Here is a 10,116-nt window from a genome sequence, read left to right as displayed (position 1 = left end):
TCAAGGAACGGTCGCTTCCTTTGTACTCACCCTCTCGGGCTTTCCTCCGGGCTTCCCTTCGGTGTTTCCGACTCTATCAGATCTTTTCTCGATCCTATTTCCTCGGTGCTTTCCAGGTTCTCGCTCTCGCGTTTCCCTTTCCGGCGGTTCCGACTCTATCAGATCCTTTCGGCGTCCGATCCCCGGTCGGCGGGATTTGTCTTGGACTTTCGGACTTCCGTCCGTCGGCCTTTCGACATTCACTACGTTAACCCATTCCCTCGGCGGCTCATAATCGAGTCTCACGGGATACGAATTCGGGCACGCGGGCGCGCCAAAATTGACCCCGTCGAGGGCTTGTAGCTGAGTAGTGGGTGGCCGCTCCGGCTGCAGGCGATTGCCGTACCCGGTTCAGCGGCTCGGGACACATTACGCACCTTGCAAGGCCGCGTCAACTTGAGCGACGCCGTGGCGTGTGGGCCCGATAGGGGCTCACCGTCGGGTCGTTGGCGATCCAGAAGCGCCACGGATGGACATCGCCGTTCCCGCCCTCGCCGGCGACGCCGGTGCGTGGGCCACTGCGTACCTGGTCGGAGCCGGTCGGCGTGCCGGTCAGTATGCGCAGGGGGGTGTCGCCCGAAGCGCACGCGTCCGTGCCGTCCAGCGCGCGGCCGACCTCCAGGGCCGTGGCCAGACGCGCCGGCCCCTTGGCCAGTTCCTTGTCGTTCCGGGCCGAAAGTCGACGTTTGCGGGCCAGCTCGGTGCCCTCGGTGACTTCACCGGCGCGGAGCAGTACGGCGCTCGCCCTGCCCTCGGGTCCGCACACGAGATTCATGCAGTGCCACATGCCGTAGGTGAAGTAGACGTACACGTGACCGGGGGGACCGAACATCACTTCGTTGCGGGGGGTGCGACCGCGGTACGCGTGCGACCCGGGGTCGTTCGGTCCGTCGTATGCCTCTACTTCTGTGAGGCGGACGGCGATCGGCCCGTCGGGAGTGGTGCGGACCAGGACGCGGCCGAGGAGATCGGGGGCGACCTCCAGTACAGGGCGGTCGAAGAACTCTCGGGGCAGTGGCGTACGGTCCGGGGGCACGATCATGCCGTCCGAGGGTAGTCCAGACGGGTCAGCGGGCCTGCGGAACCGGTCGTGGGCGGATCGCGTTTGTACGGGGCGAGGGTCCATTCGTAAAGGGAGAGTCATGGCGTTCAAGAAGCTGCTCGCGAGCCTCGGGGCCGGTGGAGCCTCGGTCGAGACCGTACTGACCGAGGTCAACGTGGTGCCGGGTGGTGTCGTCCAGGGGGAGGTGCGGATCCAGGGCGGGTCCGTGAACCAGGAGATCGAGGGGCTGTCCGTCGGTCTGCAGGCGCGCGTCGAGGTCGAGAGCGGCGACCAGGAGTACAAGCAGGACATCGAGTTCACCAAGGTGCGGCTCGGCGGTGCCTTCGAGCTGCAGGCAGGGGCCGTGCACGCGGTGCCGTTCGGCCTGGAGATCCCCTGGGAGACGCCGATCACGATGATCGACGGGCAGGCGCTGCGCGGCATGAACATCGGTGTGACGACCGAGCTGGCGATCGCCCGCGCGGTGGACTCCGGCGACCTGGACCCGATCAACGTGCACCCGCTGCCGGCGCAGAAGGCGATCCTGGACGCCTTCATCCAGCTGGGCTTCCGCTTCAAGAACGCTGACATGGAGCGTGGCCACATCCGGGGGACGCGCCAGCGGCTGCCGTTCTACCAGGAGATCGAGTTCCACCCGCCGGCGCAGTACCGGGGGCTGAACCAGGTCGAGCTGAGCTTCGTGGCCGACGAGCACGCCATGGACGTCATCCTGGAGATGGACAAGAAGCCGGGTCTGTTCAGCGAGGGCTCGGACACCTACCGCTCCTTCCAGGTGGGCCTGCACGACTTCCATGGGACCGACTGGGCGGCATACCTGAACCAGTGGCTGTCCGAGGTCGGCAGCAAGCGCAACTGGTTCTAGGCTCTGCCCCACTGACGCAGAACGATCAGGAGGTACCGAGGTGACCGAGCTCAAGCGGCGGCCGCTCCCGCACGACTTCCACCCGCCCGTGCCGTCGTTCACGGTGACGAGCGAGGACATCGAAGAGGGCGCGACGCTGGGCAGCGCCCAGGTCCACGCGGAGGGGAACACCTCGCCGCAGCTGCGGTGGGAGGGCTTCCCGAAGGAGACCAAGAGCTTCGCCGTGACCTGCTACGACCCTGACGCGCCGACCGGCAGCGGGTTCTGGCACTGGGTTCTGTTCGACATTCCCGCCTCCGTGACTCAGCTGCCGGCGGGTGCGGGCAGCGGCAAGTTCGAGGGCCTGCCCGAGGGTGCGGTGCACGTACGCAACGACTACGGGACGAAGGACTTCGGCGGTGCCGCCCCGCCGCCCGGGGACGGCCCGCACCGGTACGTGTTCACGGTGTACGCGGTGGACCAGGACAAGCTCGGCCCGGGTGCGGACGTTTCCGCGGCCGTCGTCGGCTTCAATCTGCGGTTCCACGCGATTGCGCGTGCCCAGCTCATCGGTGAGTACGAGAACCCCGCCCAGGGCTGATCGAACGGTTCTGATTCAGCCGAGCGTTCATTGAACGTTTGCCCGCCTCCGGTCTTGGAAGTGATCGGAGGCGGGCATTTTTTATTGCGTTGTCCATCTCGGCGCGCCCGTCCAGAGTTGATCCAAGCCCGCCGGGGGGTGGGCAGGTGCACACAGGAGGTGGGCTGGATGCGTGACACGCTGGTTCTGAACGCGAGCTTCGAGCCGCTGTCGACGGTGACTCTGAACCGAGCCGTTGTTCTGGTGCTTCAGGACAAGGCCGTCGTCGAGCAGGCCCACCCCGAACTGCGTATGCGCGGTGCCGATGTGGACATACCTGCGCCCCGGGTGATCAGGCTGTGCAGGTATGTACGGGTGCCGTTCCGAAGACAAGCGCCGTGGTCGAGGCGGGGTGTGCTGGTCCGGGACCGGCACCGGTGCGCGTACTGCGGGCGGCGGGCGACGACCGTGGACCATGTGGTGCCGCGGGCGCAGGGTGGGCAGGACACGTGGCTGAACACCGTCGCCGCGTGTGCGGAGGACAACCACCGCAAGGCCAACCGGACTCCGGACGAGGCGGGGATGGCGCTGCTGCAGGAGCCGTTCGAGCCGACTCCGGCGGACGCGATGCTGCTGGCGCTGCGGGAGGACGACTTCAGGACGCTGCCGGACTGGCTGGCGCAGTCGGCGGCGTAGCCGGACATCTCGGGCTGCGCAGCCGCTCCCCCGGGCGCCGTGACCGCTCACGTCGGGCGGTGCAGCCGATCGCCTCGGGCGCTGTGGCCGGTCAACTCGGGCTGTACCGCGAAAGTTGCAGGAACCGGTGGTGTACGTCGGCCGTTGCCCGTCGAGGTCAACCCGGTGCGGGACGACGGCAGGGTGCCGGCGTCCGTACCTTCTTGCAGCAGCACACCACGGCGGGGCCGGGCAGAACGCCCCTCGTGGGCCGCTGGTCGTCGGAGGGGCCCGACGGGGGGACCCCGACCCGCGGCGTGCGGAAGGGACGATCACGTCATGAGCAAGCTCAGCCTGCGCACCCGGGCCGCGCTGTCGGCCACCGCCGTCGTGGCGGCAATGCTCGGGTTCACCGGGATGACCGCCGGAGCGGCCCAGGCCAGCACCACCGCGAAGACGCTGGACAACGGCTCCAGCGGACACGGTGTGTGGTGCGTCCAACGCATCGTCAACCGCAACTACCCGGGGGCGCTGACGGAGGACTCCAAGTACGGGAGCTACACCAAGGCGTGGGTGAAGTACTTCCAGGAGCACCACGGGCTGACCGGCCGCAACGCCGACGGCATCGTGGGCAGGAAGACCGGCAACGCACTGCTGAAGTCCATCGGCGGCGACCGCTACTGCTACAAGTACCTGCCCACCACGTACTGACCGTCGTCCCTGCGGCTCGCCGGACCATGCGGGCCACGGGGTGAGCAAGGGCCCGCCTTCCTGGGGAAGGCGGGCCCTTGTCGTGCAGGTGCCGTTGTGGTGCCGCGGTCAGTCGATGTGCGGCTTCTCGCGGCGCTCGGAGCCCGGGCCGTTGTTCTGGGCCGGGACGGAGCTGCCGCCGCCCTGGCCTCCTCCGCCCAGCGAGCCGAAGTTGCCCATGGCGCCGGACAGGCCCTTGAGGGCGTCGCCGATCTCGCTGGGGACGATCCAGAGCTTGTTGGCGTCGCCCTCGGCGATCTTCGGGAGCATCTGGAGGTACTGGTAGGAGAGAAGCTTCTGGTCCGGGTCGCCCGCGTGGATCGCCTCGAAGACCGTACGGACGGCCTGGGCCTCGCCCTCGGCGCGCAGGGCGGCGGCCTTGGCCTCACCCTCGGCGCGCAGGATCTGGGACTGCTTCTCGCCCTCCGCGGTGAGGATCGCGGCCTGGCGCGTACCTTCGGCGGTGAGGATCGCGGCGCGCTTGTCACGGTCGGCGCGCATCTGCTTCTCCATCGAGTCCTGGATGGAGGTGGGCGGCTCGATGGCCTTCAGCTCGACACGGTTGACGCGGATGCCCCACTTGCCGGTGGCCTCGTCGAGGACGCCGCGCAGGGCCGCGTTGATCTCCTCGCGGGAGGTGAGGGTGCGTTCGAGGTCCATGCCGCCGATGATGTTGCGCAGCGTGGTGACGGTGAGCTGCTCGATGGCCTGGATGTAGCTGGCGACCTCGTAGGTGGCGGCCCGTGCGTCGGTCACCTGGTAGTAGATGACGGTGTCGATGTTCACGACCAGGTTGTCCTGGGTGATCACCGGCTGGGGCGGGAAGGGCACGACCTGTTCACGCAGGTCGATGCGGTTGCGGATGGTGTCGATGAAGGGGACCACGATGTTGAGGCCCGCGTTCAGCGTCCGCGTGTAGCGGCCGAAGCGCTCGACGATGGCGGCGCTGGCCTGTGGGATGACCTGGATGGTCTTGATCAGGGCGATGAAGACCAACACCACCAGAATGACCAGGACGATGATGACCGGTTCCATCGTGTTCCCCGTGCCCCTCTCTGCCTCGGCGCCTTCGGCAGATCTTGTGGTTGTTGAAGATCTTGCTGGACGAGTCTGACAGACCGTCGCGGAACTCGTGGGTGGTTCCGTTCAGTTGAGTCCTGCGAGGTCAGATCGAGGTCGGCCGGTCAGATGACGATCGCGGTGGCCCCTTCGATCTCCACGACGTCCACCTCCTGGCCCACGTCGTAGGCGCGGCCGGTGTCGAGGGAGCGTGCCGACCAGATTTCTCCGGCGAGCTTGATCCGGCCGCCGGTGCCGTCCACGCGCTCCAGGACGAGTGCCTGCTTGCCTTTCAACGCGTCGACACCCGTGGCGAGTCGGGGTCGCTGTCTACTGTGCCGGGCCGCTATGGGCCGGACGACGGCGATGAGGGCGACCGAGACGGCGAGGAAGGCGAGGACCTGGACCACGACGCCGACGCCGAGGGCGGCGACGACCGCGGCCGCGACCGCTCCCACCGCGAGCATGCCGAACTCCGGCATCGCGGTGATGACGAGCGGGATTCCGAGCGCCGCCGCGCCGACGAGCCACCACACCCATGCGTCGATGTCGTTCACATGGTCATGGTAGGACCGCGGGTCGGGCGGCGGACAGGGCGCGAACGGGAGTGGGTGGGCGTCAGGACAGGGGCAGGCCGTGGGCGGTCCAGCGGTCGCCGACCTGCTCGACGACGAGCGGGAGGCCGAAGCACCGGGAGAGGTTGCGGGAGGTGAGTTCCAGTTCGATCGGGCCTGCGGCGAGGACCTTGCCCTGACGGATCATGAGGACGTGGGTGAAGCCGGGGGCGATCTCCTCGACATGGTGGGTCACCATGATCATCGAGGGGGCGATGGGGTCGCGGGCGAGGCGGCCGAGGCGGCGCACCAGGTCCTCGCGGCCACCGAGGTCGAGGCCGGCGGCCGGCTCGTCGAGCAGGAGCAGCTCGGGGTCGGTCATGAGGGCACGGGCGATCAGGGTGCGCTTGCGCTCGCCCTCGGAGAGGGTGCCGAAGCGGCGGTCCACGTACTCGGTCATGCCGAGGCGGTCGAGGAAGGCGCGGGCGCGCTGTTCGTCGACCTCGTCGTACTCCTCGTGCCAGCCGGCGGTCATGCCGTAGGCCGCGGTCAGGACGGTCTGGAGGACGGTCTGGCTCTTGGGGAGCTTCTCGGTCATGGCGATGCCGGCCACGCCGATGCGGGGGCGCAGCTCGAAGACGTCGACCTTGCCGAGGGTGTCGCCGAGGATGGTGGCGGTGCCCTTGCTGGGGAAGAGGTAGCTCGAGGCGACGTTCAGGAGGGTGGTCTTGCCGGCGCCGTTGGGGCCCAGGATGACCCAGCGCTCACCCTCCTTCACCGACCAGGAGACCTGGTCGACCAGAGCCCGGCCCTCGCGGACCACGGATACGTCCTCAAGCTCCAGAACATCGCTCATGAGCGTGTTGTCTCCCCTTGCAGTGTGGCCGGTCTCGGCTCTCGCGTACGCCTGTGGCTCGGTCCGCCGCGCCGGTGGGCGCAGCCCATATGAAATCTACGCCACGAGTGCGCCGCTCCATTCCATCGGTCCGGTCCTTAGGGTGGGGGCATGCTCTCGGAACCGCGTTCAGGACGCCTCGCCGCTTGGGGAAATGCCCTTTTGGCCGGACTTGCCTCTCCGGACGACGCCGTGCTCGCCATCGTGGGCGAGGACGCGGTGCACCGGGTGGAGGGGCTGCCGGGCGAACCGGCACCGGTCGGGCTCACGCTCGCGCTGGGGCGGCTGCGGACGCTGGGGGTGACCGGTCTGCGCGTGGCGCTGCCCGCGCCCGGCCATCCGCTGGGGCTGAGCGGGCCGCCGGAGTTCAACGCGCGGGCGCTGGAGGCCGAGGAGGCGGTGGTCTGCTTCGGTGCCGCGTTCGGACTGGTCCCGGAGGTGTACGCCGCCGGGCCCGAGGGCGATCTGCATGTCGAGGTGGTGTGGCAGGTGCTGCCGGTGCGGGAGGCGCCGCCGGCCGATGTGCCGTCGCTGGGCGAGGCGGAGCGGGAGCTGGCGGAGGCCCTGCGGGAGGCGACCACGGTGCTGTCGCGGCTGGATGTCGCCGGGGCGGGTCCGGTGGCGGAGGCGGCGATCGACGCGTACCGGGCGCGGGCCGAGCGGGGGCGCGAGGTGCTGGCGCCGGGGTACCCGCCGCGTGCGGTGCGGGTGCTGGAGCTGGCTCAGCGGGTCGGGCTGCTGGTGTCCCTGGCGCACGACAGGGGGCACGGGGCTGCGGTCAGCTCCGGCGAGATGGTGGCGCGTTCCGAGGCGCTGCGGCCTGTCGAGCGGACCGCCCGGCGGGCGCAGGTGGCGGCGTACAACGCGATCGTGGAGGAGCGGGAGCGCGGGGCTCGCTGACCGGTGGCCGACCTCGGTCGGACCGCCGGACGGCGCCCTGAGTCGCGCGCCGGTCAGATCCGCCGGACAGCAACGTGGCAGGTCCCGGTCGGACCCGCGGGACGGCAACCTGACAGACCTCGGCCGGATCCGCCGGACGGCAACCAGACCGGCGCGCGTCAGATTCGCCGGACGGCAACGTGGGGGCCTCGGTCGGATCCGCGGGAGGCAACCCGACAGACCCCGGCCGGATCCGCCGGACGGCAACCTGACAGGCCCCCCGGTGGATTCGGGAGGCCTGAGGTCGTTGTCCGGCCTGACTCAGTGGTTCAGGCCGAGGTTGGCGAAGGCCGGGTTCAGCACGCCGACGACGTTCACCGTGTTGCCGACCGCGTTCACCGGCACGTGCACCGGGACCTGGACGACGTTGCCCGAGACGACACCCGGAGAGCCCTTGGCCTCACCGTTGGCACAGGCGCCGTCCGTGGCAGAGGCCATCCCCGCGCCGGCGGCCAGGAGGCCACCGGCCACCATCGTCACGGCCGCAGCCTTCTTCAGGTTCTTCACTGTCTGAGTCCTCCTTGCGATCACTGCGGCGGTTCGCCGCAGCACGCACTGGAGAACGGCGGAGATCGCCCAAGGGTGCGCCATGCGGGTGACATTCCCACGACGGTATGAATCTCAGTCCATAGCGGAACTTTCCGGGTTGCCGTGCGTGAGGTGCTGGGGTGGGCGTTTCAGCCCGTCACGCCATGGCGTACGGCCCACAGGGCGGCCTGGGTGCGGTCGGCCAGGTCAAGTTTCATCAGGATGTTGGAGACGTGCGTCTTGACGGTCTTCTCGGACAGGACGAGGGCGCGGGCGATCTCGCGGTTGGAGCGGCCGTCGGCGATCAGGCCGAGCACCTCGCGCTCCCGTTCGGTCAGTGAGCCTCCCCTGCCCTGGCCCGAGTTGGCCTCCTCCTGGGAGAGCAGGGCCCCGGCCACCTCGGGCTGGAGCAGGACGTGCCCGGCGTGCACGGAGCGGATGGCGCCGGCGAGCGCGTCGGGGTCCACGTCCTTGTACACGTACCCGGCGGCGCCCGCGCGCAGCGCCGGGACCACCGTGCGCTGCTCGGTGAAGCTGGTGACGATCAGCACGCGCGCGGGGTTGTCGAGTTCGCGGAGCCTGCGCAGGGCGTCGATGCCGTCCGTGCCCGGCATCTTGATGTCCATGAGGACGACGTCCGGCCGCAGTTCCTCGGCGCGGGCGACGCCCTCGGCGCCGTCGGCGGCCTCGCCGACGACCTCGATGTCGTCCTGCACCTCCAGGAAGGTGCGCAGGCCCCGGCGGACGACCTGGTGGTCGTCGACGAGCAGCACCCTGATTGGCTCAGCCACCGGGGACCTCCATCTCGATCGTGGTGCCCTTGCCGGGCGCCGATTCCACGGTCAGCGTGCCGCCGGCTCCGCCCGCCCGGTCCCGCATCGAGACCAGGCCCAGGTGGCGTCCGGCGCGGCGGACCGCCGTCGGGTCGAAGCCGGTGCCGTCGTCGGTGACGCGCAGGACGGCTCCGTGGCCGCGCCGCTCCACGCTCACGTGGACGTGGTCGGCGCCGGAGTGGCGCAGGGCGTTGTGCAGGGCTTCCTGGGCGACCCGCAGCACGGCCTCCTCCTGCGCGGCGGGCAGGGCGCGCAGCCCGGTGGCGTCGAAGGAGACGCGCGCGCTGTGGGCGCGGTCGAGGACCTGTATCTGGGTGCGCAGGGTGGCGATCAGACCGTCCTCGTCGAGGGCGGCGGGACGCAACTCCACGACGGCGGCGCGCAGTTCGTCGGCCGCCTCGGCGGCGAGCGCGGCGACCTGGTGCAGCTCGCCCTTGGCGCGGGCCGGGTCGCGGTCGACCAGTGCGGCGGCGGCCTGGGCGGTCAGGCGCAGCGAGAAGAGCTTCTGGCTGACCGCGTCGTGCAGTTCGTGGGCGAGGCGGGAGCGTTCCTCGGCGATGGTCAGCTCGCGGCTGCGCTCGTAGAGGCGGGCGTTGGTGAGGGCGATGGCGGCGTGCTGGGCGAGGGTGGCGAGCAGTTCCTCGTCCTCCTCGGTGAAGCCGCAGCTGCCCTCCGGCTTGGGACAGCGCTTGTTCGCGAGGAACAGCGCGCCGAGCACGTCCTCGCCGTCCTTGATCGGCAGCCCGAGGAAGTCGGACATCTCGGGGTGGGCGGACGGCCAGCCCTCGAAGCGCGGGTCCTTGCGCACGTCGGCGAGGCGCTCGGGCCGCGCCTCGTGCAGCATCGCGGCGAGGATGCCGTGCTGGCGGGGCAGCGGGCCGATGGCCTTCCACTGGGCGTCGCTGACACCGTCGACGACGAACTGGGCGAAGCCGCCGTGGTCGTCGGGGACGCCGAGCGCGGCGTAGTGCGCGTCGAGCAGCTCGCGGGCGGAGGCGACGATCGTCTTCAGGACGTCGCGCACCTCCAGGTGTCTGCTCATGGCCAGCAGCGCGGAACTCACCGCGGCGAGGCCGGACCGGGGGCGGTGGCTCATGTCCTCACGGTACCGGCGGGGTGTGACAGCACGGATCGGACCTGTGGCGGCCCGGACTGCGCCGGTGGGCCTAGGTCCGGCGGGGTAGGTCCACGGGCCCCGGGCGTGGGATGTACGCCGAAGGACCCGGGGCGTGCGGTGTACGCCGAAGGACCCCGGGCGTGCGGTGTACGCCGAAGGACCCCGGGCGTGCGGTGTACGCCGAAGGGCCCCGTAGTCCTGCGGCTGCCGCCCGAGGCGGCCGACGGGGTGCCGTTCCTACGT

The 10,116-nt window shown here is 70.0% G+C and carries 12 protein-coding genes; 5 read left to right on the top strand and 7 right to left on the bottom strand.

Annotated features, from left to right (window positions below):
* Nucleotides 1-430 precede the first annotated feature (430 nt).
* Nucleotides 431-1,081 (bottom strand): DNA-3-methyladenine glycosylase, encoded by a 651-nt coding sequence (locus ACFZCP_RS13515; RefSeq protein ID WP_391426877.1) that lies wholly within the window; start codon nucleotides 1,079-1,081, stop codon nucleotides 431-433.
* Between the two features lie 100 nt (nucleotides 1,082-1,181).
* Here ACFZCP_RS13515 and ACFZCP_RS13510 point away from each other — a divergent pair, with 100 nt between their 5' ends.
* From ACFZCP_RS13510 to ACFZCP_RS13495, 4 genes are all read left to right on the top strand, one after another.
* Nucleotides 1,182-1,964, top strand: a complete 783-nt coding sequence (locus ACFZCP_RS13510) for a sporulation protein (RefSeq protein WP_391426875.1) — start codon at nucleotides 1,182-1,184, stop codon at nucleotides 1,962-1,964.
* Between the two features lie 40 nt (nucleotides 1,965-2,004).
* Nucleotides 2,005-2,544 (top strand): YbhB/YbcL family Raf kinase inhibitor-like protein, encoded by a 540-nt coding sequence (locus tag ACFZCP_RS13505; RefSeq protein ID WP_391426873.1) that lies wholly within the window; start codon nucleotides 2,005-2,007, stop codon nucleotides 2,542-2,544.
* Between the two features lie 168 nt (nucleotides 2,545-2,712).
* On the top strand, nucleotides 2,713-3,219 hold the full coding sequence (locus ACFZCP_RS13500) for an HNH endonuclease (protein WP_362696941.1): 507 nt from the start codon (nucleotides 2,713-2,715) through the stop codon (nucleotides 3,217-3,219).
* A 318-nt stretch (nucleotides 3,220-3,537) separates the two neighbouring features.
* Nucleotides 3,538-3,909, top strand: a complete 372-nt coding sequence (locus ACFZCP_RS13495; RefSeq protein WP_391426871.1) for a peptidoglycan-binding protein — start codon at nucleotides 3,538-3,540, stop codon at nucleotides 3,907-3,909.
* A gap of 108 nt (nucleotides 3,910-4,017) precedes the next feature.
* On the opposite strand, the gene ACFZCP_RS13490 is transcribed toward ACFZCP_RS13495, so the two are convergent.
* The 3 genes from ACFZCP_RS13490 to ACFZCP_RS13480 all read right to left on the bottom strand — a co-directional run bounded on the left by ACFZCP_RS13490 (nucleotide 4,018) and on the right by ACFZCP_RS13480 (nucleotide 6,417).
* Nucleotides 4,018-4,983 carry an SPFH domain-containing protein gene (locus ACFZCP_RS13490; RefSeq protein ID WP_391426869.1) on the bottom strand — a complete coding sequence of 322 codons (966 nt, stop codon included), beginning with the start codon at nucleotides 4,981-4,983 and terminating at the stop codon, nucleotides 4,018-4,020.
* A gap of 149 nt (nucleotides 4,984-5,132) precedes the next feature.
* Nucleotides 5,133-5,564, bottom strand: coding sequence for an NfeD family protein (locus tag ACFZCP_RS13485; protein WP_362696935.1), 432 nt, complete (start codon nucleotides 5,562-5,564; stop codon nucleotides 5,133-5,135).
* Between the two features lie 61 nt (nucleotides 5,565-5,625).
* Nucleotides 5,626-6,417 (bottom strand): ABC transporter ATP-binding protein, encoded by a 792-nt coding sequence (locus tag ACFZCP_RS13480; protein WP_362696933.1) that lies wholly within the window; start codon nucleotides 6,415-6,417, stop codon nucleotides 5,626-5,628.
* A gap of 150 nt (nucleotides 6,418-6,567) precedes the next feature.
* On the opposite strand from ACFZCP_RS13480, the gene ACFZCP_RS13475 reads away from it, so the two are divergent.
* Nucleotides 6,568-7,356 (top strand): hypothetical protein, encoded by a 789-nt coding sequence (locus tag ACFZCP_RS13475; protein WP_391426866.1) that lies wholly within the window; start codon nucleotides 6,568-6,570, stop codon nucleotides 7,354-7,356.
* Nucleotides 7,357-7,656: 300 nt separating this feature from the next.
* Here ACFZCP_RS13475 and ACFZCP_RS13470 read toward each other — a convergent pair whose 3' ends face one another.
* The 3 genes from ACFZCP_RS13470 to ACFZCP_RS13460 form a co-directional block, all read right to left on the bottom strand.
* Nucleotides 7,657-7,902 (bottom strand): chaplin family protein, encoded by a 246-nt coding sequence (locus ACFZCP_RS13470; RefSeq protein ID WP_362696929.1) that lies wholly within the window; start codon nucleotides 7,900-7,902, stop codon nucleotides 7,657-7,659.
* Nucleotides 7,903-8,072: 170 nt separating this feature from the next.
* Nucleotides 8,073-8,714: a response regulator transcription factor gene (locus ACFZCP_RS13465; protein WP_362696927.1), complete on the bottom strand. Its 642-nt coding sequence runs from the start codon at nucleotides 8,712-8,714 to the stop codon at nucleotides 8,073-8,075.
* On the bottom strand, nucleotides 8,707-9,852 hold the full coding sequence (locus ACFZCP_RS13460) for a GAF domain-containing protein (RefSeq protein WP_391426863.1): 1,146 nt from the start codon (nucleotides 9,850-9,852) through the stop codon (nucleotides 8,707-8,709). The genes ACFZCP_RS13465 and ACFZCP_RS13460 overlap by 8 nt, the downstream gene beginning before the upstream one ends.
* Nucleotides 9,853-10,116 lie beyond the last annotated feature (264 nt).

The organism is Streptomyces sp. NPDC007971, from assembly GCF_042958635.1.
Taxonomy (GTDB): Bacteria; Actinomycetota; Actinomycetes; order Streptomycetales; family Streptomycetaceae; genus Streptomyces.
Note: the sequence above shows the minus strand (reverse complement) of the source record. Positions and strands in the feature narration are given on the sequence as shown.